Consider the following 25,346-nt stretch of genomic DNA (forward strand, 5'->3'; position numbering starts at 1 on the left):
CGGCCGCTCTCCTCCTCTGGACACCGCACCGACCGGGGGCGGCTCGCCTGAGACGACTGTTCGACATGCCCAAGCGGTCCCCGCCGCGCATCACGCGGGCGGTGGCCGTGGGTGTGGCGACCGGCGCAGTCACCTCCGCGCTCGTGCACCCGCTGGCTGGACTCGCGGCCGGGCCTGCCGCCTGGCTGCTCGTTCACCGGCTGCGCCGAGGGCGGGCACCCACGCTCGGCTTCACCACCGCCGCGGGGTTCGACCTGCTGGCCGCGTGCCTCGCCGCCGGGATGCCGGTGCCGACGGCGGTCCACGCGGTCGCCGGGCACTTCCCGCCGCACGTCACCGCCGCGCTCACCGGTGCCGCCGATCTGCTCGCCCTCGGCGCGGCCCCGCGTGACGCGTGGTCAGCCGTCGCGTGTCCGGAGATCGCCCCACTGGCCCGCGGGGCGAGCCGCAGCGCGCGGTCCGGGACGGCGTTGGCCGACCTGGCCCGCGGCCTGGCTCGCCGTGCCCGTGAACAGGCCGTCGACGCGGCCGAGGCGCGGGCGCAGCGGGCGGCGGTGCTGATCGCCGGGCCGCTCGGCCTGTGTTTCCTGCCTGCCTTCCTCTGCCTGGGCATCGCCCCGGTGGTGATCGGCATGGCGACAACCCTCCTCTGAAAGGACAAACCCATGTATCTGTTCCTGTACCGACTCCTCCGCCGCGACAGCGGGATGTCCACCGCCGAGTACGCCCTCGGCACGGTCGCCGCCGCCGCGTTCGCCGCGCTGCTCTACGGCATCCTTACCGGTGACCACATCCTCGAGCGGATGACCTCGCTGATCTCCGGATCACTGGAGGAGCCGTGAACGACCGCGGCGCGGTGACCGTGGAGGCCGCCGTCGCGGTCGTCGGCCTGGTGGTCGTCCTCGGCTTCGTCCTGCTGGGCGGCTCGGCGGCGATCAACCAGATCCGGTGCGTCGACGCCGCGCGGGAAGCTGCCCGACTGGCCGCGCGAGGCGATCCCGACGCTCATGCGGCCGCAGCCGAGCTGGCGCCGTCCGGCGCGACCGTCCGGCTCAGCTACGCCGGGGACACGGTCGACGCTCACGTCGAGTCGACCGGTCCACTGCCGGGCCTGACGCTGGTCGCGGACGCGCGAGCAGTGCTTGAACCCGGGGCACGGCAAAGGGAAACCGATGCCGCGCCACCGTGACGACGGCGTCGCCACGGTCTGGGCGGCCATCGTGATCACCGCACTGGCCGCCCTGCTGGCGGCGGTGGTCGGGTTCGGCGCGGCGGTCGCCGCCCGCCACCGGGCCACCGCCGCCGCCGACCTGGCCGCGCTCGCTGGAGCGGCCCAAGCGTGGTCTGGACCGGAGGTCGCCTGCGCGACCGCGACCGACGTCGCGAGCCAAATGGGCAGCGAGGTACGCGCATGCGAGCTGACGGGCCTGGAGATCACCATCCGCGTCGCGCGCCCGTTCGCGGGATTCGGGTGGGCTGAGGCAACAGCGCGCGCAGGCCCAGTGGACGCCGTGGCGACATCGCGGCACTAGAGGACCGAGAGAGACGTGGGCTGGCTCGGCGGACGCCGGGGCAGTGCGCAGGAATGGGAGGAGACGAGGAGACGACGCGAGGCGGTTGGCTGCCGTCACGATTCGGGTGGAGGTGACGGGTACTCCGAATCGGGGCTGCGATCGCAGGTTCAGGGGGAGGCGAGGAACTGCCCCGATCGCGCCGAACCGGATTCCGGCGCGGCCGAGGGATGCTCCGGGCGGTGGCTGCCGCGCGAGATCCCGTGCGGGCGGGAGTCCGTGTCGGGAGGCTGGCCGGAGTTCGTGCGAGCCAGCGGAGGCGAGTGACGCTGCCCGCCGAGGCGAGTGACGCTGTCTGCGGAGGCGAGTGCCGCTGCCAGCGGTCGGGCGGAGGTGGCCGTTCGGCCCTGCCGAAGGGCCGTTCGGCCGTTATCCGGCCGTTGATCGCCTTCCGGCGGGGGCAAGCGGTTGCTGCCGCACGGTGAGCGGCAGGGGCGTCGGGTGCCCCTCGTCGTGGGGTGTGGGTGGGCACACTCTGCGTAGAGGGCCGTTCGTGCTGGTCATCAGGGTTTCCGGGGCGGGGGGAGTCGAGAATGGCCGGATAACGCGGTTACCCGGACGTGTGAGCCGGGTGGGCGCGGTAACCGGTTGTCGGGTGTTCGGCTGCCCGGTGGCCTGCTCGCACTTCACCCCGTCATAACGACCAGTTGTCGACTGCAAGTTTCCCGAGGGTGGGGTGATGCCGTTGAGTAGGTCACAGGACGCCGAGACTTCGGGTCCGCATCGCGAGGAGGCTCCACCAAAGATGTTGGACAGCAGCGAAAGGTCCGATACCTGGCGCCGGGCGTTCCGGCCGGAACTGCGTGCCGAGGCCATCGGGTTGGCGTTCCAGGGCTGGTCGGTCCTGCCCGGCACCTACCCGACGGCTCAGGGATGGGCCGGTCGCGACGGCGTCGAGGCCGACGGGCCGGTGCCGGTGTACGCCGACTGGCGGCAGCGCGTGGGCACCGACGCGGCGCAGGTCGCGACCTGGTGGGCGGGACAGCCCTACAGCCTGCTGCTGGCCACCGGGGCCGGGGTCGACGCCATCGAGGTCGACGGTGACCTCGGCAGGCGCGCGGCCCGGGTGCTGCGGACCTTCGGCCTTCCGGTGCCGATCGTGGCGACGCCGGAGAGCCGCTGGTTCTTCCTGACCCGCTCCGGCGGGCGGCTGCACCGCGACCTCGGGGAGCACGACGTGACGCTACGCGCCGACGGCGAGTGGGTCTCCCTGCCGCCGAGCCCGGGCAGGCACGGTGTCGTGCACTGGCGGGTCAAGCCGGACGTGTGCAACTGGGTGCTCCCGGACTCCCGCATCGTCCAGGACGCCCTGCTGGAAGCGCTCGACGCGCCGGTGGACAGCCGGGCGGCCGCGCTCGTCGCCGCTGACTGACCGGTCACGGACCTGACAACTCCATAGTGGACCACTGCGGCCGGGTGGGGTGAGGCCTCCTCCCGTAACTCCCCTGCCCGGCCGCAGAACCAGCCTGTCCGCTCGCGCCGCGCCACACTCCCGCCCTCGGTGGCGGCGCCGGGGACAGGCGGCCAGCCGAGAGCATGCTGGGGGATGCGCCTCCCAGACCACTCGTGGCCACCGGACGACGACGCGGCCTCCGCCCGGCCGCGGTCGGCGACCCGCCCCGGGACCGCGCCGCTGCCCGACGACGGCAAGCGCGCGCGGCTCCGACGCCGACTCGCCCGAAGAGACCACAGTGGACTCCAGGTAGCAGGCGCCTCGCCAGCTCCTCGGCGGCACCGCAGCGCGCCGGGAAGCGCGTCGGACCCGAAACCCGACGCGCCCCGGCGCGCCGCCCTGTGCGGCAGGATGTCCCCATGCTCGACCTGGTGGCGATCATCGTCCGCGACTACGACGAGGCGATCGACTTCTACGTCAACGCCTTGGGCTTCACCCTCCGCGAGGACACGCCCCAGCCGGGCAAGCGGTGGGTGGTCGTCGACCCGCCCGGCGGCGGCACCGGCCTCCTCCTGGCCAGGGCCGCCACCCCGGAGCAGCGGGACCGCATCGGCGACCAGACCGCGGGCCGGGTCGGCTGGTTCCTCACCACCGACGACTTCGCCCGCGACCACGCCCGCTTCCAGGCCGCCGGGGTCCGCTTCGACGAACCACCCCGCCACGAGCCCTACGGCACAGTCGCCGTCTTCCGCGACCTCTACGGCAACAGGTGGGACCTCATCCAGCCGACCAGCAATGGCTGATGAGGGAGGTTGGGCGGGAGTCGAGGAATCGCCATCCGATCGAGCAGCATGGGTGCGACGTTCGGCTGGAGCTGGCGGAACGCCGTCCCCGGGAGCTGCAAGTCGGACCGACAGCCAGCCGAGGTGACCACCATGCGGTGGTCACCGCCGTAGCCTGGGCCGCTAGCGCAACGTGCCGCGACTACGGCCGGCTGGTTGGCGGACCAGGACGAGCGACACCTTTCGCGGCCAGTGATCAAGCGTCGGGAGCATCACCGGCGATGGCGGTGAGGACGGTGTGGAGGACCGCGACGGCCGCCTCCTTGTCCAGCGGCTCGTTCCCGTTGCCGCACTTGGGGGACTGGACGCACGACGGGCAGCCCAGGAGGCATTCGCACGACGTGATCGCCTCGTGGGTGGCGCTCAGCCAGGCGGTGAGGGCGGTGTGGCCGCGTTCGGCGAAGCCCGCGCCGCCGGGGGCGCCGTCGTGGACGAAGACCGTGGGGTGGCCCGTGTCGGGGTGCCAGTCGGTGGAGACGCCGCCGATGTCCCAGCGGTCGCAGGTGGCGAAGAGGGGCAGCAGGCCGATCGCGGCGTGTTCGGCGGCGTGGAGGGCGCCGGGGATGCGGTGGGGCTGGACGCCCGCGCTCGCCAGGAGGGGTTCGGGGAGGGTGTACCAGACCGCGCGGGTGTGGAGGGTCTGCGGGGGGAGGTCGAGCGGGATCTGGTCCAGGACCTCCCCGGACGGCAGGCGGCGGAGGTAGCCGATCACCTGGGAGGTGACCGCGACCTCGCCGAAGCACACCGTCACACCCCCGGGGAAGTCCGCGCGGGACAGCACGTTCAGCACGACGATGTCGACGTCCTCGCGCGGTGACGTCGACCAGTCCGGCGTCTCCTGGTGGACCATGGCCAGGCACGCGTCCAGGTCCAGCTCATCCACCACGAAGGACACGCCCTGGTGCAGGTACACCGCCCCGGGATGGACCGTGGCGCACGCGCTGCCCGCGCCGACGGTGCCCAGCATGCGGCCCGAGTCGGCCTCGACCAGGGCGATCTGCTCGCCGCCGGAGCCGCGGATGTCGACGTCGGCGTGCGGGCGGTCGGGGGACGTCCAGTACCAGCCCGTCGGGCGCTTGCGGAGGACGCCGTCGCGGGTGAGGTCGGCGAGGACGGCCTCGGCGGTCGGGCCGAAGGCGGGCAGGCACGCCGGGGTCAGCGGCAGCTCGGCCGCCGCGCACGCGAGCTGCGGGGCCAGCACGTACGGGTTCCCCGGGTCGGTCACCGTGGCCTCGACCGGCCGGTCCAGGACGGCGGACGGGTGGTGCACCAGGTAGGTGTCCAGCGGGTCGTCGCGGGCCACGAAGACCACCAGCGCGCCGTCGCCGCCGCGGCCCGCGCGGCCCGCCTGCTGCCAGAACGAGGCCAGCGTGCCCGGGTAGCCCGCGACCACCACCGCGTCCAGGCCCGCGATGTCGACGCCGAGTTCCAGCGCGTTCGTCGAGGCCACGCCCAGCAGGTCGCCCGTGGCCAGGGCGGCCTCCAGCTCACGGCGCTCCTCGGGCAGGTAGCCCGCCCGGTAGGCGGCCACCCTCGGCTCCAGTTCCGGGTCCACTTCGGACAGGATCCGGCGCGCCCCGAGCGCGGCCAGCTCCGCGCCCCGCCGGGACCGGACGAACGCCAGCGTGCGGGCGCCCTCGATGACCAGGTCGGCCATGATCCGCGACGCCTCCGCGCCCGCCGAGCGCCGGATCGGCGCGCCGTTCTCGCCGGTCAGCTCGGTCAGCGGCGGCTCCCACAGCGCCACCGTCCGCGCGCCCCGAGGCGAGCGGTCGTCGGTGACCGCCACGCAGTCGGCCCCGCACAGCCGCGACGCCGACACCGCCGGGTCGGACACCGTCGCCGAGGCCAGCACGAACACCGGGGACGACCCGTAGCGCGCGGCCACCCGGCGCAGGCGGCGCATCAGCAGCGCGACGTGCGAGCCGAACAGCCCCCGGTACGAGTGGCACTCGTCGATCACCACGTACCGCAGGTGCCGGAAGAACTGCGCCCACCGGGCGTGTGACGGCAGCACACCTCTGTGCAGCATGTCGGGGTTGGTGAACACCCAGCGCGAGTGGGCGCGCACCCAGTCGCGCTCGGCCATCGGCGTGTCGCCGTCGTACGACGCCGCGCGCAGGTCCGCCAGGCCCAGGCTCTGCACCGCGCGCAGCTGGTCGGCGCCCAATGCCTTGGTGGGCGAGAGATACAGCGCCGTCGCCCGCCGGTCGGACAGCAGGGCGGTGATCACCGGCAGCTGGTAGGCCAGCGACTTGCCCGAGCCCGTCCCGGTCGCGAGCACCACGTGGCGCCCGGAGTGCGCCAGCGACGCCGCCTCCGCCTGGTGCGCCCACGGCGCGGGCACCCCGCACGACCCGAACGCCGCCACCAGCTCCGGCGGCGTCCACGACGGCCAGGGCGCGACCTCGGCGGGCCGGGCGGGCAGGGACGCGACGTGGGTGATCGGGTCCTCACCCGGCGGCAGCCCCGCCACGACGCGCTTGAGCAGCAGATCGCCCCGGTGCTCGCCCATCCCCGCAGCTTCGCACAGCCGACCGACACTCCCGGAAATCCGCGAGATGTTGGTCACAATCAGTTTGATGAACCACTACAGACCGTGCACGGTGCGGGACGGCTGGCGAGTCGGAACTGCTTTACCAATAGACTCCGCGCCCATCCCACTGAATGTGGTGGTGCACACGTCGGTAACGGAGTCGGTCCAGCAGACGTCGGCTCCGGAACAGGCAGATCAACAGGAGGACGGATGCAAGGGCACTTCCTCGCGGCGGACCTGACGCTCACCGGCGCTGATCGCGGTGTCGTCGTCGTGGTCGCCGTGATCGCCCTCGCCGCTCTTGCCGTCGGGTATGTGCTGCTCAAGGAGGTTCTGGCCGCAGGTCAGGGAACCGCCAAGATGCAGGACATCGCCAAGGCGGTGCAGGAGGGCGCGGCGGCGTATCTCAAGCGGCAGCGCAACACGCTGCTGATCTTCGGAAGCATCGTCTTCCTGCTGCTTTTCGCACTGCCCGCGGACAGTACGGCGGAGTTGATCGGGCGGTCGCTGTTCTTCCTGGTCGGCGCGGCGTTCTCCTTCGCCATCGGCTACCTCGGCATGTGGCTGTCCACCCAGGCCAACCTGCGCGTCGCCGCGGCGTCCGTCGAGGACGGCGGCCGGGAGAAGGCCATGCGGATCGCCTTCCGCACCGGCGGCGTGGTCGGCATGGCCACCGTCGGCCTCGGCCTGTTCGGCGCCGCGGTCGTCGTGCTCGTCTACACCGGCATGGCCCCGAAGGTGCTGGAGGGCTTCGGCTTCGGCGCCGCGCTGATCGCGATGTTCATGCGGGTCGGCGGCGGCATCTTCACCAAGGCCGCCGACGTGGGCGCCGACCTCGTCGGCAAGGTCGAGCAGAACATCCCCGAGGACGACCCGCGCAACGCCGCGACCATCGCCGACAACGTGGGCGACAACGTCGGTGACTGCGCAGGCATGGCCGCGGACCTGTTCGAGTCCTACGCCGTCATGCTCGTCGCCGCCCTGATCCTGGGCAGCACCGCGTTCGGCGTGCAGGGCCTGCTGTTCCCGCTGATCGTCCCCGCGCTCGGCGTGCTGACCGCGATGCTCGGCGTCTACATCACCAAGGCGAAGGCGGGGGAGAGCGGCCTGACCGCGATCAACCGCTCCTTCTACATCTCCGCGCTCGTCTCGGCGGTGCTGTGCACGGCGGCGGCGTTCATCTTCCTGCCGACCTCGTTCTCGGAGCTGACCGGCGCGTCGGAGACCAACATCGCGGGCAGCCCTGCGCTGGTGGCCGCGGTCGCGGTGATCATCGGCATCGTGCTGGCCGGCATCATCCTCTGGCTCACCGGCTACTTCACCGGCACCGACTACAAGCCGGTCAAGGACGTGGGCCGCACCGCGCTCACCGGCCCGGCCACCGTCGTCCTCGCGGGCATCTCGGTGGGCTTCGAGTCCGCCGTCTACACCGCGCTGGTCATCGGCGGCGCGGTCTACGGCGCGTTCCTGCTCTCCGGCTCGATCACCGTCGCGCTGTTCGCCATCGCCCTGGCGGGCACCGGTCTGCTGACGACCGTCGGCGTCATCGTCGCGATGGACACCTTCGGCCCGGTGTCGGACAACGCGCAGGGCATCGCGGAGATGTCCGGCGACGTGCACGGCGAGGGCGCGGCGATCCTGACCGAGCTCGACGCGGTGGGCAACACCACCAAGGCCATCACCAAGGGCATCGCCATCGCCACCGCGGTCCTGGCCGCGACGGCGCTGTTCGGGTCCTACCTCGACGCGATCAAGGCGGCGTTCGCCAAGGCGCAGAACGAGTTCTCCAACGACATCTTCACAGTGTTCAGCCCGAACGTGCTCGTCGGCGTGATCATCGGCGCCGCCGTGGTCTTCATGTTCTCCGGCCTGGCGGTCAACGCGGTCACCCGGGCGGCGGGTGCCATCGTCTTCGAGGTCCGACGCCAGTTCCGCGAGATCCCCGGGATCATGGAGGGCACCACCCGCCCCGAGTACGGCCGGGTCGTCGACATCTGCACCCGCGACTCGCTGCGCGAGCTGGCCACCCCCGGCCTGCTCGCCGTGCTGGCCCCGATCGCCGTCGGCTTCGGCCTCGGCGTCGGCCCGCTGGCCGGGTACCTCGGCGGCGCGATCGCGGCGGGCACGCTGATGGCGGTGTTCCTGGCGAACTCCGGCGGCGCGTGGGACAACGCGAAGAAGCTGGTCGAGGATGGCCACCACGGCGGCAAGGGCTCGCCAGCCCACGAGGCGACGATCATCGGCGACACCGTCGGCGACCCGTTCAAGGACACCGCGGGCCCGGCCATCAACCCGCTGATCAAGGTCATGAACCTGGTCTCGGTGCTGATCGCGCCCGCGATCGTCGGCCTGTCGGTCGGCGCGGACGCCTCCACCGGCGTCCGGCTGGCCATCGCGCTGGTCGCCGCCGCGCTGATCGTGGTCGCGGTCGTCGTCTCCAAGCGGCGCACGACGGCGATCGCCGACACCCCGGCGGAGACGCCCGTCTCCAACGGCGTGTCCTGACGCTGTTCGCCGGGGCAGGCTCAGCCGAAAGGCTGAGCCTGCCCTGCGCTATTCGGCCTGCGGGCGGCTGCGCCGCGTGGAAGGATCGGCGACGCCGACCCGAGCAGCCCGAGGAGCCCCGCCATGGTCCGCCGCCCCCTGATCGCCGCAGCCCTCGCTCTGGTCCTGGCGGGGTGCGGCAACGACGAACCCGCAGCGCCCGAGCCCGCCCCGCAGCCCCCGGCGACCACCACCACGACGACCGGCGACGCCGTCGCGTGGGCCGAGCGGGTCTGCTCGTCGGTCGCGCCCGAGGTGAAGAAGCTCAGCGCCGGGCCGGACATCGACCCGAACGACCCGAAGGCGGCCAAGACCAACCTCGTCGCCTACCTCGACACGCTGGTCGCCGCGCTCGATCGGATGACAGCGGCCATCCGCGACGCTGGCGCGCCGCCGGTGCCCGACGGCGAGGTCGCCGCCGACCGGGCCATGCAGACCCTGCAGGAGGCCAAGACGCAGGTCGAGCAGTCGCGCACCGAGCTCGCCGCGGCCGACGTCAGCAACCAGGCGGCGTTCCAGAAGGCGTTCACCAACGTCGGCGAGGACCTGCAGCGGCTCTCCGAGCTGGAGAACCCGATGGCCGGGCTGCGCGGCAACGAAGAGCTCGACGCCGCGTTCGAGAAGGCCCCGTCCTGCCGCACGCTCGCGGGCTCCGACCCGTCCGGCTCGACGACGCCGAGCGTGACCGGGTCGCCGACGCCCTCGGCACCGCCGACCCCGACCCCGACCTCGTGACGTTCGCCACGTGACGAGGCGACCGCGCTGCGTGGTCGCCGACGCTTCCGCTGGTCGAACTTCTGTTCTAACCTGGCCGCCGTGGAGCAGCTGTCCTTCTACTCCGCCGAGGCGTCGACCCCTGCCATGGCCGACCTGGCGGGGCTGCTCTGCGGGCCGGGCCGGATCCGCCTCTTCGCCAGGGGCACCGCCCGGCTGACCGTCCCGGTCGCCGGTCAGGCGCGGGCGAAAGCGCTGGTCAGCGCCCTGGGCTTGCGCGGGGTCGCGGTCAGCAGGCACATCTGCGAGTACACCGGCGAGCTTGAGCTGCGCACCGCGTTCCGCGCCGACCTGGCGCCGCTCGCGCTGGAGTGGGGTCAGCGCAAGCGCGTCCCGGACGACTTCACCCCCGACGGCAACACCCTGCGGCTGTGGACGCTGGCGGCAGGCCGCTGGACGGACGGGGGGTACCTGCTCGGCACCGACGGGCTCGCGCCGCATACTCGGGACGCTCTGGTGGCCGCCCTCGGCCGGTGCGGCCTGCCCGCTTCGGCGTATTCCGGCGGCCTGCGCATCCGGGGACGGCGTAGGCTCGCCCGGCTTGGGGAACTCGTGGGTCGCTCTCCGGGACTAGGGTGCGACGCACAGTGGCCCACCGGCACGGAGATGCGTGTGGTGTCATGAACGTGTATTGGTGGCCGATGGCAGGGTGGTAGGGACTCAGGCTGTCGAGCGGTAACAGAGAGAGCGGGATCCGTGGCCGGAACGAAGACCAACAGCAGCGCCGGGGGTGGACGGCGGCGGCTCGTGATCGTCGAGTCCCCGGCCAAGGCCAAGAAGATCGCCTCCTATCTGGGGCGCGACTTCGTGGTGGAGTCCTCCCGCGGCCACATCCGCGACCTGCCCCGCAAGGCGGCCGAGGTGCCGGAGAAGTTCAAGGGCAAGGCCTGGTCCAACCTCGGCGTCAACGTCGACAACGGCTTCGAGCCCATCTACATCGTCACCCCGGACAAGAAGTCCACGGTCACCGAGCTCAAGGGCCTGCTGAAGGACGTCGACGAGCTCTACCTGGCCACAGACGGCGACCGCGAGGGCGAGGCCATCGCCTGGCACCTGCTGGAGGCGCTCAAGCCGAAGGTGCCGGTCCGCAGGATGGTGTTCCACGAGATCACCGAGTCGGCCATCCGCGCCGCCGCGGAGAGCACCCGCGAGCTCGACCGCGACCTGGTCGACGCCCAGGAGACCCGCCGCATCCTCGACCGCCTCTACGGCTACGAGGTCAGCCCCGTGCTGTGGAAGAAGGTCATGCCGCGGCTGTCGGCGGGCCGCGTGCAGTCGGTGGCGACCCGCATCGTCGTGCAGCGCGAGCGCGAGCGCATGGCGTTCGTGTCCGCCTCGTACTGGGACATCTCCGCGACCCTGGACGCGGGCGCCGACGCCGAGCCGCGCACGTTCGGCTCCCGGCTGCTGTCGGTCGACGGCACCCGCCTGGCCACCGGCCGGGACTTCGGTCCGGACGGGCGGCTGAAGGGCGGTAGCCCCAGGGGAGATGGCGCAGTCCTGCTGCTGGAGGAGGCCGAGGCCCGCCGCCTCGCCGAGGGCCTGCGCGGCGCGGCGCTGACGGTCACCAGCGTCGAGGAGAAGCCCTACACGCGGAAGCCGTACGCGCCGTTCATGACCTCCACGCTGCAGCAGGAGGCGGGCCGCAAGCTGCGCTTCTCGTCCGACCGCACGATGCGCGCGGCGCAGCGGCTGTACGAGAACGGCTACATCACCTATATGCGCACCGACTCCACGACGTTGTCGGAGACGGCGATCCAGGCCGCGCGCGCCCAGGCCACCCAGCTCTACGGCGGCGAGTTCGTCTCGCCGCAGCCGCGCCAGTACACGCGCAAGGTGAAGAACGCCCAGGAGGCGCACGAGGCCATCCGCCCCGCTGGCGAGGTGTTCCGCACCCCGGGTGAGGTCGCGCGCGAGCTGGAGGCCGACGAGTTCCGCATCTACGAGCTGATCTGGCAGCGCACCATCGCCTCCCAGATGGCCGACGTGCGCGGCACCACGATGACCGTGCGCATCACCGGCAACGCCGCCTCCGGCGAGGAGTGCGTCTTCTCCTCCAGCGGCCGCACGATCACCTTCGCGGGCTTCCTGCGCGCCTACGTCGAGTCGGTCGACACCGAGACCGGCGGCGAGGCCGACGACGCCGAGCGCAGGCTGCCCCGGCTGGCCAAGGGCCACCCGGTGACCGCGGCCGAGCTCGCCGCGGACGGGCACGCCACCAGCCCGCCGCCGCGCTACTCCGAGCCGAGCCTGATCAAGCAGCTGGAAGACCTCGGCATCGGCCGCCCGTCGACCTACACCTCGATCATCAAGACGATCCAGGACCGCGGCTACGTGTGGAAGAAGGGCTCGGCGCTGGTCCCGTCGTGGATCGCGTTCTCCGTGGTCGGGCTGCTGGAACAGCACTTCGAGCGGCTGGTCGACTACGACTTCACCGCCGCCATGGAGGACGAGCTCGACCGCATCGCCGTGGGCGACCAGGAGCGCACGACCTGGCTGTCCGGCTTCTACTTCGGCGGCCCGGTCGGCCCGGAGGGCTCGGTCGGGCGCTCCGGCGGGCTCAAGAAGCTGGTCGGCTCGGGCGTGGAGGAGATCGACCCCAAGGAGGTCAACTCCATCCCGGTGTTCACCGACACCGAGGGCCGCCCGGTCGTGGTCCGGGTCGGCCGGTACGGGCCGTACCTGGAGCGCGAGGTCGACGGCGAGGCGCAGCGGGCCAACCTGCCCGAGGACCTGCCGCCGGACGAGCTGACCCCCGATGTGGCCGAGCAGCTGTTCTCGGTGCCGATGGAGGGCCGCTCGCTGGGCACCGACCCGGTGACCGGGCACGAGATCGTGGCCAAGGACGGCCGCTTCGGCCCGTACGTCACCGAGGTGCTGCCGGAGGAGGAGCCCGAGCCGGGCAAGAAGAAGGCCAAGGCGAAGGCCAAGCCGCGCACCGGCTCGCTGTTCCAGTCCATGTCGCTGGACACGGTGACGCTGGAGGACGCGCTCAGGCTGATGTCGCTGCCGCGCGTGGTGGGCACCGACCCGGCCAGCGGCGAGGAGATCACCGCCCAGAACGGCCGCTACGGGCCGTACCTGAAGAAGGGGACCGACTCGCGCTCGCTGACCAGCGAGGAGCAGATCTTCGAGATCACCCTGGACGAGGCGCTGAAGATCTACGCCGAGCCCAAGCAGCGCGGCAGGCGCGCCGCCGCCGCCCAGCCGCCGCTGCGCGAGCTGGGCCCCGACCCGGTCTCGGGCAAGCCGATGGTGATCAAGGACGGTCGGTTCGGCCCGTACGTGACCGACGGCGAGCACAACGCCTCGCTGCGCAAGTCCGACAGCGTCGAGACGATCTCGGTGGACCGCGCCTCGGAGCTGCTGGCCGAGAAGCGGGCCAAGGGACCGGCCCCGAAGCGGACCCCGACCCGGCGGACCCCGGCCAAGACGGCGGCGAAGTCGACGGCCAAGACCGGCGCGAAGACCGCGGCGAAGTCGACGGCGAAGAAGTCCACGGCGAAGTCGAAGGCCTGATTCGCCCGGTGCGCCGGGCGCCGGTCCAGGACAATCCCAGTCAGGCGCCCGGGCGACGGGTTTTACCGAAAGTCACCCCCGACCTGCGGCCGGGTGGCTAACCTGGACAAACCACGCCAGCGTCACCTGAACGGCGCAGGCCAGGTGGTTACGCTGGGACGCCGTCGGTGTGGATTGGGGTGGAGGGCGATCAGCGCAGGCTTGAACGGGCAGGTGGTGGGCCACGCCGACGCCGAGGCGTCGATGGCCCACCGCGTGCGCAGCGTGCTGTCCATCCGGCCTTTCCGCAGGCTGTGGGGCGTCACCTACCTGTGCAGCACGGGTGACTGGCTCTCGCTGCTCGCGCTGACCGGGCTCGTCACGACGTTCCTCGACGACTACCGCGCGCAGAGCTTCGCCTTCGCGGGCGTCGTGCTGACGCAGCTGCTGCCGGGCCTGCTGTTCGCGCCGCTGGGCGGGCTGTTCGCCGACCGGTTCGACCGGCGCAAGGTGATGGCGCTGGCCGACGTCGCCCGCTGCGGGCTGTTCGTCTCGATCGCGGTGGTCGGCTCGCCGCTGTGGCTGTTCATCGGCAACTTCCTCATCGGCTGCTGCGCGCTGCTGTGGATCCCGTCGAAGGACGCCGCGGTGCCCAACCTGCTGCGCCGCCCCGACCAGGTGGAGACGGCCAACCAGCTGGGCATGGTGATGACCTACGGCATCGCGGTCATCAGCGGCGCCGGGCTCTACGCGCTGATCACCGGGACCAGTTCGGCGTTCCACCTCGACCCGTCCGGGTTCGGCATCGCCAAGATCATCCTGCTGCTCAACGGCGCGCTGTACCTGACCAGCGCGATCATCATCGCGACGCGGATCCCCGAGCTGTCGCGGCGGGCGGACGACACGGTCCAGGCCGAGACCGAGGCCAAGCCGGGCTTCCGCGCGATGATCGGCGACGCCGCCCACTTCGTGCGCACCACGCCGCTGGTGCGCGGCCTGCTCATCGGCATGATCGGCGCGTTCGCCGCCGCGGGCGCCCTCATCGGGTCGGCCAAGCTCTACGCCGACAGCCTCGGCGGCGGCGAGTCGGCGTTCGGCTGGCTGTTCGTGGCGCTGTTCATCGGCCTGGCCACCGGCATGGGCGGCGCGCCGAAACTGGCCCGCACCCTGCCGCACAACCGGCTCTTCGGCGTGGCGATCGTGATCGCGGGCATCGTGCTGTCGGTCATCGCGCTGTCGCCGCACCTGATCGTGTCCCTGATCGCGGTGTCGGTCCTCGGCGCAGGCGCGGGCGCGGCGTTCCTGACCGGCGTGACCATCATCGGCACGCAGGTCGAGGACGCCATCCGCGGCCGGATCAACGCCGTGTACCAGTCCCTCATGAAGATCATCCTGGCTGGCGCGATGGCGGCGACGCCGGTGCTGGTCGGCCTGGTCAGTCCTCGGCAGGTGAGCCTGTTCGGGCGCGACATGCTCATCGACGGCACGCGTCCGGTGCTGCTGGGCGCGGGCGTGATCGCCACGCTGGTGGGCGTGGTGGCCTACCGGCAGATGGACGACCGCCGCTCGGAGAAGATTCTCACCGACCTGCTCGCGACGCTGCGCCGGTCGCCGCGGCGCACGACCGGGCTGCTCATCGCCGTCGAGGGCGCCGCCGGGCTGGACACCAGCACCCAGGCCCAGCTGCTGGTCGACTGGCTGCGCAAGCCCGGCCGCAAGGAGATCCTGCTCGCCGAGGACCCCGCGCTGGACGACGGCAGGCTGCGGGCCGTGCTGACGGGCGCGCAGCTCTCCAGCGCCCGCGCCCAGGCCCTTGTCGCCGCCGCCGTGCGCGCCGACCTGGTGGAACGCGAGATCCGGCCCGCGCTGGAGCGGGGCGCGCTGGTCGTGCTGGAGCGGTTCGTGGACAGCCCGCTGGCCTACCTGTCGGCCAAGGCGGGCCTGGACACCGCCGAGCTGGAGGGCCTGGCCGACTGGGCCACCTCGCGGCTGCGCCCCGACCTGACGGTGCTGCTGGACCGCGAGCCGGGCACCCTGCCGCCGCGCTCGCCCGCGACCGAGCATCATTGGCACGTGCAGAAGCTGCTGACCGACATGGCCGCTGCCGACCCCGACCACTACATCGTCGTCGACGGCGACGGCCCGGAGGACGCGGTCGCCGAGCGCGTGCGGGTCGCCGTGCGGTCCGCGCTGGCCGACCGCAAGCTGGGCGACCTGCTCCCCGTCCCGACGGACGCGGCATGACGGTCTGGTCCGAGCTCGTGGGCCAGCCGGAGGCCGTGGCCACGCTGAGCACCGCGGCCCGGGCGGCCGCCGCGCTCGTCGACGGCACCGGCGACGCTGCCGGGATGACGCACGCCTGGCTGTTTACCGGCCCGCCCGGCTCGGGGCGCTCGGTGGCGGCGCGCGCGTTCGCCGCTGGCCTGCAGTGCACGACCGGCCAGGCGGGCTGCGGCGAGTGCTCCGGCTGCCGGACGAGCATGGCGGGCACCCACGCCGACGTGCGGGTGGTGGAGCCGGAGGGCCTGTCGATCTCGGTGAGCGAGATGCGCGCGCTCGTGCAGACCGCGGCGCGCCGCCCGACCGGCGGCCGCTGGCAGGTCGTGATCATCACCGACGCCGACCGGCTGACGGAGGGCGCGGCGAACGCCCTGCTCAAGGCCGTCGAGGAGCCGCCAGCCCGCACGGTGTTCCTGCTGTGCGCGCCGTCGGACCACCCCGACGACGTGTCGGTCACCATCCGGTCCCGCTGCCGCGCTGTCCCGCTGCGCACCCCGGCCGCGGACGCGATCGCCGAGGTGCTGTACCGCAGGGACGGCGTCGACCAGGAGACGGCCCGGTGGGCGGCGTCGGTCTGCGGCGGGCACGTCGGCCGGGCGCGCAGGCTCGCGACGGACCCGGCGGCCCGGGAGCGCCGGGAGCGGGTGCTGCGCATCCCCCTGCACCTGCCGACGCTGACGCACGTCTTCGACAGCGCCGACGACCTGGTGAAGGCCGCGGAGGCCGACGCGGCGGAGGTCTCGGCCAGCCGCGACGAGGTCGAACGCGACGCCCTGCGGACCGCGATGGGCCACGGCGGCACCGGCAAGGGCGCGGCGGCGGCGACCCGGGGCAGCGCGGGGGCGTTGAAGGACCTGGAGAGGCGGCAGCGGTCCCGCGCCACTCGTACGCAGCGCGACTCGCTGGACCTGGCGCTGGTGGACCTGGCGGGTTTCTACCGGGACGCGCTGGTCGTCGGGGCGCGGTCGGAGGCGACGCTGAACCACCCCGACCACGCGGAGGCGGCGGCCCAGGCGGCCAACTCCTGGCCCCCGGAGTCCATCCTGCGGCGGCTGGAGGCCGTGCTGGCCTGCCGGGACGCGCTGGAGCAGAACGTCAAGCCGCGCATCGCGGTGGAGGCGATGGTCTCGGCCCTCTACCGCGGCTGAGTTTCAGATGATCTGATCATATGATCGCATCATCCAGATGGTGTGATCATATGATGCTGTTATCTGAAATTGGGCGGCTCCGGTGCAGGGCGAGCCACCGGGGGCGGCCTCAGCACGAGGTGCGAGGTCGGAGCCGCGGGCCTGAGCGCGAGGTCTCAGCCTGCGGTCTCAGTCCGCGGTCTCAGTGCGAGGCCGGAACCCGAGGGCCTAGCGCGTCAGCGGGTGCGCCTGCGGGCGGGCAGTGCGGCCACCATGATCACGCCGAGCAGGAGCAGGGCGGTGCCGGTCCAGAAGATCGGGACCGAGTGGTAGGCGGCGTTGGTGTAGGCCAGCTGCGGCGGAGCCTTGCCCTGCGGGGCGGGCGCGGGCGGCTCCTGCGGCTGCTGGGTCGCCGTGCCGCAGACCACGCCGCCGGTCGGGGCGTAGGCGCGGGCGACCTGCTCGCCGAGGGAGATCTGGGCCAGCGCGGAGGGCAGGTTCGGCAGGCCGAGCGCGTCGGTCGGCAGGACCTGCAGGTCGAGCATGCGGGCCGACGCGCCGAGCTGGTAGCCCTTGAACGGCGTCGTGGCCTGCTCGCCCTTCTGGGTCAGCCCGGCCACCGACAGGCGCAGGACGCCGAGGTCGAGCTTCTTGAGGCCGTCGGACACCGCGTCGGCCAGCGGGCTGCCGTCGCCGAGGACGCCGCCGATGATCGGCAGGTCCTTGAGGCCGGGCAGCGCGTCCGCGCCGGGCAGCGGGATGCCGATCGGGATGTCCAGCTTCGGGTTGGCCGCGTCCAGCCTGCCGAGGCTCTTGCCGCCCTGCGTGACCTCCAGCACCGGCGCGGTGTAGGCGACGGTGGAGGTCGCCTTGTCGCCGGTCGAGGTGACCTGCAGCGTCGGCTGGCTGACCACCTTGACGGTGATCTCGAACGGCGTGCCCGCCAGCAGCTTCACCGCCGCCACCTGCAGCGTCGAGGTCGACTGCACGGCCTTGTTCTTCGAGCCGGGGATGTCGACGAGCTTGACGACCGACCGCGCGGAGAGCGTGTTCGGCAGGCTCAGCAGCGACCCGGACCCGGTGGACCCCGGCCCGCCCAGCACACCGCCGAGGGTGCTCAGCGGCCCCCCGAGTTCCTTGAGCCCCTCGACGAGCGCCTTGTCGCCCGCGGCGTCGAGGTTGGGCGCGTCGAACACGCCGGAGAGGTCCTGGGCGCTGGGAAGCGTCGGGATGGCGTTGAGCGCGGACAGGCTCGCCAGCTCGGTGGAGGCGTCGGCGATGGTGTCCACGCAGGGGCCGAGCGTGTCGCTCCACTGGGCGTGCACCCTGCCGTTGAGCACGCCGATCTTGAGAAGTGTGTCCAGCGGCGTCGACGGCGGGTTGATGCCCCCGCCGCGCGGCTCGGTGTTGTTCGGCGGCGCGGTCTGCGCCAGCGACCCGGGCGCCTGCGGGCTGCTGCCCTGCACAGCGATGCCCCCGGGCGCCGCCTGCGCGACCGCCTTCTCGTAGGACAGGTACGCCTCGGAGTTGGCCTGCGCGCTGGCCAGCCCGAACCCGAGCTCCACGGCGGCCTGCTTCGGCAGCTTGTCCTCGGCCCCCGGAATGATCGACTCGGTGGGCTGGGAGTTCGGCGCGATCCGGATCACCGCGAGCCCGGTCCCGGCGTCGCCCACCGCGTGCCCCAACGGCTGCGGCCCGATCGGCGCACTCGGCGGCGGCGCGCTCGGATTGGCGGGCGAGGGCACCGGCGTGGTCGGCTGCGCGCCCACCGGCCCGGCGCACAGCACCAGCAGCGCGACCGACATCGGCACCGCCAGGAGACGACGATCCATCTTCGGGCCCCTCCCTCACCACGTGCGCGGCGTTCAGACGCACGCAAGAAGTAAACGACGCTACCCCGCCGGAGTGACGCACCCCCCACCCCCGACCCCACCCCCACCCCCGATGGAGTGAGCCCGCTACACTTGGCCCCACCTGCCGCCTTAGCTCAGTCGGCCAGAGCGGCTCACTCGTAATGAGCAGGTCAAGGGTTCGATTCCCTTAGGCGGCTCGCAGGTCGAAGGCCCGTTCCCCGTGGGGACGGGCCTTCTGCGTGGCAGGGGGATTCACCGCTCGCAGGCGAGGCCGTTGTGGTCGCGGTCGAGGGCCGGGCGGTAGCCGGGGGCGTCGTGGGGGATGGGGGCGTTGCCGGAGGCTCGGGCGGCGGCGCAGTTGCGGTAGTAGTTCCTGGGGTCGCCCTTGGGGGCTGGGGGCGTCCGGTTCGCGGTGGTCGGGTTCGGCGCGGGTGGGGGGACTTGGACGTGGAGGATGTCGTCGCCTAGGCAGGGTTGGCCCCAGAGGCCTTGGAGGGCGGCGCCCGCGGCGGTGGCGGCGGCGTGGTGGGTGGTGGCGGCGTCGGGGGTGGGTTTGGCGTGGCCCAGGTGCAGGGCGGTGGCGGCGTAGTCGCTGCCGTCGGGGAGGGTCAGGGCCGCGGTGACGGCGCTGACTTCGTCGTCGGCGGACAGTGCGGTGGCGCGGCCAGGGTCGTCGGCGGACAGGGTGCTGGAGCGGCCAGGGTCGGTGGAGGGTTCGGCAGGTAGGTGGGCGGCGAGGATCGGGGTCGGGTCGACGATCGTGACCTCCGTGCCCAGCAGGGTGACGGTGGCGAAGTCGGTGGCGGCGGTCGCCCAGCACGGGCCGGGTGGGGCGAGGCCCGCCACCACGATCCGGTCGCCCGCCGAGGTCAGGACGGTTCGGGCGTCGACCACCCGGGACACCGTGGCTTTCGCCGGCGCGGACGGTGTGGTGGGGGTCGGGGACGTGATCGTGGTGGCGGGCCTCGCCGGGGTGAGCTGTGCGGAGGTGGGCCGTGTCCGGCTCAGGTCGCTGCCCAGCCAGACCACGGCGCACGCGCCGACGACGGCCGTCGCGGTGGTCAGTCGCGAACGGGTCGGGCGCGCTCTCGTCATGTGGTCCCCTCGCGCACGGGTGCACTCGTGGGGGAGGTCGACAGGTCGACGACCCACCGTTACTTGAACCGTCAAGTATCACTCTAATGGAGCAGTGCCCCGGCGGGCGGTCCTCGCAGGATAGACCTGCTCCGCGGACTGTCCTACCAGGCGGTGACGAGGGATGCGACGGCGAGCGCGAGGAACACCGACGGGAACACCAGGTGCGAGTACCAGCGCGCCCTGACGACGGTGATGACGGCCCCGGCGAAGTAGAGCGTCAGGCAGGCCGCCGCGGCGATGCCCAGCGCCGGCACGACCAGGCCCGCCAGCAGTCCCAGCGCGCCCGCGGCCTTCGCGATCCCCAGTGGACCGAGCCACGACTCCGGCAGCCCGTACTTCGCCAGGTTCCCGACGATCCACTCGGCACGGAGGAAGTCGGCGACGGCGGCGGCGATGTTGGCCGCGGCGGTCACGATCGCCACGACGACGTATGCGGTGGACACGCTGTCGACTCTGCTCCAGGGGCGGCGATGACGTCCAATACCTGCGGCTATAACCTGCCGGAATGGACACGCGGCTGCTGCGCTGCTTCCTCGCCGTCGCCGAGGAGGGCAGCCTCACCCGCGCCGCCCGGCGCCTGTTCGTGTCCCAGCCCGCGCTGACCAAACAGGTCAGACGCCTGGAGGACGAGCTCGGCGTCGGCCTGTTCCACCGGACCCGCACCGGCATGGCGCTCACGGACGCCGGACGCGCGCTCGCCGACCGCGCGCCCGCGGTGCTCGCCGCGTGGGACGACGCGGTCCGGGAGACCAAGAGCGCGGCGCGCGTGCTGCGGGTCGGGTTCCTCGCCAGCGCGGCGAACGAGGCCACGCCGCTGATCATCGAGCGCTTCGGCCAGGCGCGGCCGGGCTGGCGGGTGGACATGCGGCAGGCCGCCTGGTCGGACCCGACGGCGGGGCTGGCGGGCGGCGACGTCGACGCCGCCCTGGTGCGCCTGCCGTTCCCCGGCATGGACGGCTTCCGCGTCGAGGTCCTGCTCACCGAGCCGCGCTGGGTCGTGCTGCCCGCCGCGCACCCGCTCGCCGACCGCGCCGAGATCGCCTTCCGCGACCTGTGGGACGAGCCCTTCGTCGCAGCCCCCGCCGAGACGGGCCTCTGGCGCGACTACTGGCTCGCCACCGACGAACGCGACCGGCCGCCCCGCGTCGGAGCGGTCACCGACCAGCCCGACGATTGGCTGCAGGCCGTCGCCAACGGCTACGGCGTCGCGCTCGCCCCGGCGTCGGCGGCGCGGTTCTACGCGCGTCCGGGCGTCGTCTACCGGCCGGTCATCGGCGTGAGCCCCAGTCAGGTCGCCGTCGCGTGGCCCGTCGACGCGGACCCGGTCGTCGTCGACTTCGTCCGCGCGGCGGTCAGCGCCTGCGCGCCGCCCACGCCGTAGCCAGCACCAGCGCCGACGCCGCCACCGCGCCCGCCACCGCGGCCCCGATCCCGTAACCCGCGACGGGCTCGCGGACGGTCAGCGCGGACACCAGCATCCACACCGACGCCCCGAGCAGCGCCCCCAGCGGGACCGCCGCGACCGGCGCGGCGGGCCGCCGGTGACCGCGACGCAGCGCGCGGGCCAGGGACTCGATGTACGCCAACGCGAACAGCGCCAGCAACAGGCTCCCTGCCCCCATCGCGCTCGCCATCGGGTGCTGACGGGTCAGCACGGTGAACGCCTGGACGCGCCCGTCCTCGGTGATCTCGCCGGTGACCGCGCCGCCGACCAGCCAGCGCAGCAGCGGCCCCGGCTCGCCCGCCTCGACCGACCCGAGCGGGATGCCCGCGGCGTTCAGCGTGAACGACGGCGGCGCCCCGGTGATCGCCACCGGCTCGCTGAGGTCCATGGTGACGGGACCGCTGACGTCCTGGCCGTTCACGGTGACATCGCGGAGGATCGTGGGATGGTCGACGGTCGGGCCCGCCAGGAACGGCAGGACGGCCATGACGACCAGCGCCAACGCGGCGACCAGCCCCGGCCACAGCGGCGACGGTGCGGTGCGCAGGAGGTCCCGCGCGGGCCGCATGCCTTTGAGCGCGTGCGGGTCGAAGGTGCGGGTCGGCTCCGGCGCCGCGCCGCGGATCGGCGGTGTCGCCACCGTCGGCGCGTCGGGCCGGGACTGCCGGGTGATGGCCGTCAGCACGCGCGGCGCCAGGTGCACCGGCACGCCCGCGCGGTCCAGCCAGCCGGGGCCGAACACCGCCGTCGCCGCCCCGGCGACGTCCACCGCGAACGCCTCGGCGTCACGATAGCGCTCGGCGGGGTCGCGGGCGAGGCTGCGCATAACCACAGTGGACAGTGGTGCGGGAATGCCCGACAGCGGGCGGGGATCGGTGAAGACGCGCTGGCGCATCATGCTGACCGCGCCCCGGGTCCGGTCGAACGGGAGATCGCCCGACAGCAGTTCATAGAGGACGGTGCCCGCCGCGTAGATGTCGGCGGCGGGGGTGAGCGGGTTGCCAATCGCCTGCTCTGGCGCGATGTAGGCGGGGGTGCCCAGCACCTCGCCGCCGTGCGTCACCAGCGTCGCGCCCTCGCTGACCACCTGCGCGATGCCGAAGTCGGCCACCTTCATCACCCCGGCCGAGGTGAACAGCAGGTTCTTCGGCTTGACGTCCAGATGCAGCACGCCAGCCTGGTGCGCGGCGTGCAGCCCGGCGAGCATCGCCAGCGCGATCGCGCACGACTGCTCGCCGGTGAGCCCCGCGCCGTGGAAGCGGCTGTAGACGGTGCCGCCGTCCAGCTTCTCCATCACCAGCAGGTTGTCCTGCCCGGTCTGCACGTAGTCGTACACCGGCACGATGTGCGGGTGGTCGAGGCTGGCCAGCACCCGCGCCTCCCGGTCGAAACGGACGTTGACGTCCGGGTCGCCCGCGACCAGCCGCTTGATCGCCACCGCGCGCCCCAGCGAGCGGTGCACGCCCTCGAACACCACGCCCATGCCGCCGGAGCCGATCTTGTTCCCGACGGCGTACTGCGGCAGCGCCGCGCCCACGTCCGCGGTCATGCCAGCGGCCTGGTCGTCAGCCCGACGGTGGGCCCGTCGACCGGGTCGGCGGGCGCGGGCGCCGGGTGCGGGGTGAGGAACCCGAGCAGCATCGCGATGACGGCCGCGCCGAGCACGATCGGGATCTCGACGGCCGGTTCCGGCGGGACCAGCCGCAGCACGGACAGCGTGACCACGGCGACGAGACCGGTGCCGACGCCCGCGGGCAGGAAGCGCAGCGCGCGGCGGAAGCGGTTGGGGGACAGCCGGTGCCTGGCCAGCGCCAGCAGCGCGCTCGCCCAGGTCAGCGCGGTCAGCAGGGCCATGGCGATGCCGAACACGCCGTAGACCGACCACAGTGAGCCGCGCACGTCGGTGACGGTGTCCACGCTCCCGAGCACCGCGCGGTCGTCGTCGAGGAGTTCGACGGAGGCGGGGAGCAGGCCGATGGCCTGGCCGTCGAGGTCGCGCACGTCCAGCGGGAAGGTGCGGGTGGCCTCGCCGCGCGCGGGCACCTCGAACGGGATCGCGGTGTCGTAGGCGAAGAAGGTCAGCGCCAGCGCCACACCGGAGACCCGGATGACGCGCACCTGTCTGGCCTGTCCGGTCGGGTTGACGGCGGTGACGCGCAGCTCGGCAGGGCGGGTCGGGTCGAGGGTGACGGTGCGGCCGGTGACGGTGCCGCCGTCGACGGTGACGATGACCTCCAGCGGCGCGCTCGGCGCCGCCGCCGCGGGGGTTCCCATCAGGGAGATCCCCACAAGCGCAACCGCGACGACGGTGAGACGTCCCATGGGTGACCCCCGGTAGGTACGGGCCCGAACGAGGCGGAATGCTACAGCGGGCCGGGACCCGCCGGGCGTCGCTTTCCGGACAACGGACAAGGGATGTGGACTGTGCGCGCTTTAGGACGCATCGTGGGCATCGCGGTTGCCGCCGCCGTCGTGATGGTGGCGCTGGCGGTTGTGACACCCGCCTCCGCGCAGCAGCAGACGACCCTGTCCGCGCGCGCCGTGCCGTCGTCTGGACCCGCGGGCGGCACGTTCCAGGTCGAGTGGACGATCGCCTATCCGGCCCGGGCGTGCACCACGATGTACCTGTCCTGGGCGTACGGCGAGTACGAGCAGCCGCGCACGGACCTCTCGGGCGCGTTCAGCGTGCCCGTGCCCCGCGAGGCCGAGCAGGGCACGCACCCGATCAGCCTCCATTGCTACAACGCCAAGTCCGGCACCCGGTTCACCGTCCGCGGCGTCATCCCGACGACAACCAACCCACCGGTCACGACCACAACGCGTCCGCCGGTCACCACGACGACCCGCCCGCCCGTCGTGACCCGTCCGCCCGTGACCACCACGACCCCGCCGGTCACGACGACCACCACTACCGCGCCGACGACGACGAGCACCACGCCACCGACCACAACGGACACCCCGGCCACGACGGCCACCACCGCCGACGAGCCCGACGACGGCGGCCTCACCCTGGACCGCGAGACCATCCAGCCCGGCGACCCGCTGTCCGCCAGCGGGAAGGGCTGCGAGCCCTACGCGACGGTGCGGCTCACGTCCAAGGGCGAGACCGTCGGCGAGACCACCGCCGACGCCGAGGGCGCGTTCACCGCGGCCGTCGAGTTCACCCGGGTCGAGCCCGGCAGGCACATGGTGGTCGCCGAGTGCGGCGTCGTGCTCACCGGCTCGGTCGACCAACTCGTCACCAGCTCGACCGGCGGCGGCTCGACGGCGCTGGTCGTGCTCGTGTTCTTCGTGCTCGCGGGCGCGGCGATGATCCGCTTCGCCTAGCGCAGCGCGGCGAAGACCGGCGCCCAGCGCTGCGGGTCCGGCGGGCCGGACGTCGTGAGCGTCATGCGCTGGACGACGTCGCCGTAGCGGCGGCCGATCTCCGCCGCCGCGGTCGCCGGGTCGCCGACCACCGCGAAGGCGTGCAGGACCTCGTCGGTCACCAGCCCGGGCATCTCGGCCCACCGGCCGCGCTTGGCCAGCGCGTTCAGCTCGTCCTGCAGCCCGCCCCAGCCGTGCAGGTCGAGGACCGGGCGGTAGGACGGGGTGGAGCCGTAGAAGGCGATCTGGCTCTTGGTCTCGGCGATGGCGGCCTCGAGTTCGGCGTCGGTCGAGCCCGTGGCCACAAAGGACGGCCCGCTGATCTCGAAACCGTCGAGCGTCTTGCCCGCCTTGGCCCGACCGCGCTCGACCGCGGGCAGGGTGACCTCGCGCAGATACCGTTCGGTGCTGAAGCTGTGGCACAGCAGCCCGTCGGCGACCTCGCCCGCCACCTCGGCCATCAGCGGGCCGACGGCGGCAAGCCAGATCCTGGGGTTGCCGTGCGGGTTCGGGCCCGGGTTGAAGAACGGCGTCATCAGCGTGTGCGTGTAGAACTCGCCGGTGAAGCCGGGCCGCTCGCCGGTCTCGAACGCCGCCCAGATCGCGCGTACGGCCAGCACGAACTCGCGCATCCGCTGCGCGGGCCGCGACCACGGCATGCCGAAGCGCTTGGTGATGTGCGGCTTGACCTGCGAGCCCAGCCCGAGCACGAACCGGCCGCCGGAGTGCAGCTGCAGGTCGTTGGCGGCCACGGCCACCGTCATCGGGTTGCGGGCGAAGGCGACGGCGATGCCGGTGACCAGGTCGATCCGGCTGGTCCGCTCGGCGGCAACGGCCAGCGCCACGAACGGGTCGAGCTTGGTCTCGGCCACCCACGCGCCGTCGTAGCCCGCGGTCTCCGCGGCGGCGACGGCGGCGGCCGCCTCGGACACGGTCTCGGCGTAACCACCGGAGTCCAGCTTCATGCCCGATGACATTACT

General features: G+C 72.9%; 21 protein-coding genes and 1 tRNA gene. 15 read left to right on the forward strand and 7 right to left on the reverse strand.

Annotation, left to right across the window (positions count from 1 at the left end):
- Positions 1 to 65 precede the first annotated feature (65 nt).
- The 6 genes from Actkin_RS01495 (at position 66) to Actkin_RS01520 (ending at position 3,767) form a co-directional block, all read left to right on the forward strand.
- Positions 66 to 653 (forward strand): type II secretion system F family protein, encoded by a 588-nt coding sequence (locus tag Actkin_RS01495; protein WP_258905569.1) that lies wholly within the window; start codon positions 66 to 68, stop codon positions 651 to 653.
- Between the two features lie 12 nt (positions 654 to 665).
- Positions 666 to 842 carry a DUF4244 domain-containing protein gene (locus Actkin_RS01500; RefSeq protein ID WP_189208779.1) on the forward strand — a complete coding sequence of 59 codons (177 nt, stop codon included), beginning with the start codon at positions 666 to 668 and terminating at the stop codon, positions 840 to 842.
- Positions 839 to 1,189 carry a TadE family type IV pilus minor pilin gene (locus Actkin_RS01505; RefSeq protein ID WP_258905570.1) on the forward strand — a complete coding sequence of 117 codons (351 nt, stop codon included), beginning with the start codon at positions 839 to 841 and terminating at the stop codon, positions 1,187 to 1,189. The genes Actkin_RS01500 and Actkin_RS01505 overlap by 4 nt, the downstream gene beginning before the upstream one ends.
- Complete coding sequence (locus Actkin_RS01510; protein ID WP_258905571.1) at positions 1,173 to 1,532, forward strand: Rv3654c family TadE-like protein; 360 nt, start codon at positions 1,173 to 1,175, stop codon at positions 1,530 to 1,532. The genes Actkin_RS01505 and Actkin_RS01510 overlap by 17 nt, the downstream gene beginning before the upstream one ends.
- A gap of 784 nt (positions 1,533 to 2,316) precedes the next feature.
- Positions 2,317 to 2,943, forward strand: coding sequence for a bifunctional DNA primase/polymerase (locus tag Actkin_RS01515; RefSeq protein WP_258905572.1), 627 nt, complete (start codon positions 2,317 to 2,319; stop codon positions 2,941 to 2,943).
- A 440-nt stretch (positions 2,944 to 3,383) separates the two neighbouring features.
- Positions 3,384 to 3,767 carry a VOC family protein gene (locus Actkin_RS01520; protein WP_258905573.1) on the forward strand — a complete coding sequence of 128 codons (384 nt, stop codon included), beginning with the start codon at positions 3,384 to 3,386 and terminating at the stop codon, positions 3,765 to 3,767.
- A 235-nt stretch (positions 3,768 to 4,002) separates the two neighbouring features.
- On the opposite strand, the gene Actkin_RS01525 is transcribed toward Actkin_RS01520, so the two are convergent.
- Positions 4,003 to 6,321, reverse strand: a complete 2,319-nt coding sequence (locus Actkin_RS01525) for a DNA 3'-5' helicase SftH (protein ID WP_258905574.1) — start codon at positions 6,319 to 6,321, stop codon at positions 4,003 to 4,005.
- A 231-nt stretch (positions 6,322 to 6,552) separates the two neighbouring features.
- Here Actkin_RS01525 and Actkin_RS01530 point away from each other — a divergent pair, with 231 nt between their 5' ends.
- The 6 genes from Actkin_RS01530 (at position 6,553) to Actkin_RS01555 (ending at position 16,586) form a co-directional block, all read left to right on the forward strand.
- On the forward strand, positions 6,553 to 8,847 hold the full coding sequence (locus Actkin_RS01530) for a sodium-translocating pyrophosphatase (protein WP_258905575.1): 2,295 nt from the start codon (positions 6,553 to 6,555) through the stop codon (positions 8,845 to 8,847).
- Positions 8,848 to 8,970: 123 nt separating this feature from the next.
- Complete coding sequence (locus Actkin_RS01535; RefSeq protein ID WP_258905576.1) at positions 8,971 to 9,621, forward strand: hypothetical protein; 651 nt, start codon at positions 8,971 to 8,973, stop codon at positions 9,619 to 9,621.
- Between the two features lie 81 nt (positions 9,622 to 9,702).
- Positions 9,703 to 10,284 carry a hypothetical protein gene (locus Actkin_RS01540; RefSeq protein ID WP_189208771.1) on the forward strand — a complete coding sequence of 194 codons (582 nt, stop codon included), beginning with the start codon at positions 9,703 to 9,705 and terminating at the stop codon, positions 10,282 to 10,284.
- Positions 10,285 to 10,356: 72 nt separating this feature from the next.
- The gene (gene topA / locus Actkin_RS01545) at positions 10,357 to 13,179 is read left to right on the forward strand and encodes a type I DNA topoisomerase (protein ID WP_258905577.1); all 2,823 of its coding nucleotides are present in this window, start codon (positions 10,357 to 10,359) and stop codon (positions 13,177 to 13,179) included.
- Between the two features lie 243 nt (positions 13,180 to 13,422).
- Positions 13,423 to 15,402 carry a bifunctional MFS transporter/dTMP kinase gene (locus Actkin_RS01550; RefSeq protein ID WP_258907825.1) on the forward strand — a complete coding sequence of 660 codons (1,980 nt, stop codon included), beginning with the start codon at positions 13,423 to 13,425 and terminating at the stop codon, positions 15,400 to 15,402.
- Positions 15,399 to 16,586, forward strand: coding sequence for a DNA polymerase III subunit delta' (locus tag Actkin_RS01555; protein ID WP_258905579.1), 1,188 nt, complete (start codon positions 15,399 to 15,401; stop codon positions 16,584 to 16,586). The genes Actkin_RS01550 and Actkin_RS01555 overlap by 4 nt, the downstream gene beginning before the upstream one ends.
- Positions 16,587 to 16,801: 215 nt before the next feature.
- Here the strand turns inward: Actkin_RS01555 and Actkin_RS01560 are convergent, their stop codons facing one another.
- A complete protein-coding gene (locus Actkin_RS01560; RefSeq protein WP_258905580.1) occupies positions 16,802 to 18,397 on the reverse strand; it encodes a hypothetical protein in 1,596 nt (531 codons plus the stop codon).
- A 144-nt stretch (positions 18,398 to 18,541) separates the two neighbouring features.
- Here Actkin_RS01560 and Actkin_RS01565 point away from each other — a divergent pair.
- Positions 18,542 to 18,615: transfer RNA gene (locus Actkin_RS01565), tRNA-Thr, on the forward strand.
- A gap of 55 nt (positions 18,616 to 18,670) precedes the next feature.
- Here the strand turns inward: Actkin_RS01565 and Actkin_RS01570 are convergent.
- Together Actkin_RS01570 and Actkin_RS01575 are read right to left on the reverse strand one after the other, a co-directional pair.
- The gene (locus Actkin_RS01570; RefSeq protein WP_258905581.1) at positions 18,671 to 19,513 is read right to left on the reverse strand and encodes an excalibur calcium-binding domain-containing protein; all 843 of its coding nucleotides are present in this window, start codon (positions 19,511 to 19,513) and stop codon (positions 18,671 to 18,673) included.
- Positions 19,514 to 19,656: 143 nt separating this feature from the next.
- Entirely contained in the window at positions 19,657 to 19,998 is a 342-nt protein-coding gene (locus Actkin_RS01575) for a DoxX family protein (RefSeq protein WP_258905582.1), read from the reverse strand.
- Positions 19,999 to 20,060: 62 nt separating this feature from the next.
- Between Actkin_RS01575 and Actkin_RS01580 the strand changes: the two genes are divergently transcribed.
- A complete protein-coding gene (locus Actkin_RS01580; protein ID WP_258905583.1) occupies positions 20,061 to 20,936 on the forward strand; it encodes a LysR family transcriptional regulator in 876 nt (291 codons plus the stop codon).
- Here Actkin_RS01580 and Actkin_RS01585 read toward each other — a convergent pair.
- Both Actkin_RS01585 and Actkin_RS01590 read right to left on the reverse strand, forming a co-directional pair.
- On the reverse strand, positions 20,908 to 22,548 hold the full coding sequence (locus tag Actkin_RS01585; protein ID WP_258905584.1) for a serine/threonine-protein kinase: 1,641 nt from the start codon (positions 22,546 to 22,548) through the stop codon (positions 20,908 to 20,910). The genes Actkin_RS01580 and Actkin_RS01585 overlap by 29 nt on opposite strands.
- Positions 22,545 to 23,321, reverse strand: coding sequence for a hypothetical protein (locus Actkin_RS01590; protein WP_396122928.1), 777 nt, complete (start codon positions 23,319 to 23,321; stop codon positions 22,545 to 22,547). The genes Actkin_RS01585 and Actkin_RS01590 overlap by 4 nt, the downstream gene beginning before the upstream one ends.
- A gap of 123 nt (positions 23,322 to 23,444) precedes the next feature.
- On the opposite strand from Actkin_RS01590, the gene Actkin_RS01595 reads away from it, so the two are divergent.
- The gene (locus tag Actkin_RS01595) at positions 23,445 to 24,326 is read left to right on the forward strand and encodes a hypothetical protein (protein WP_258905586.1); all 882 of its coding nucleotides are present in this window, start codon (positions 23,445 to 23,447) and stop codon (positions 24,324 to 24,326) included.
- Here the strand turns inward: Actkin_RS01595 and Actkin_RS01600 are convergent.
- The gene (locus tag Actkin_RS01600) at positions 24,323 to 25,330 is read right to left on the reverse strand and encodes an LLM class F420-dependent oxidoreductase (RefSeq protein ID WP_189208763.1); all 1,008 of its coding nucleotides are present in this window, start codon (positions 25,328 to 25,330) and stop codon (positions 24,323 to 24,325) included. The genes Actkin_RS01595 and Actkin_RS01600 overlap by 4 nt on opposite strands.
- Positions 25,331 to 25,346 lie beyond the last annotated feature (16 nt).

Source organism: Actinokineospora sp. UTMC 2448 (assembly GCF_024760565.1).
GTDB classification, from domain to species: Bacteria; Actinomycetota; Actinomycetes; order Mycobacteriales; family Pseudonocardiaceae; genus Actinokineospora; species Actinokineospora fastidiosa.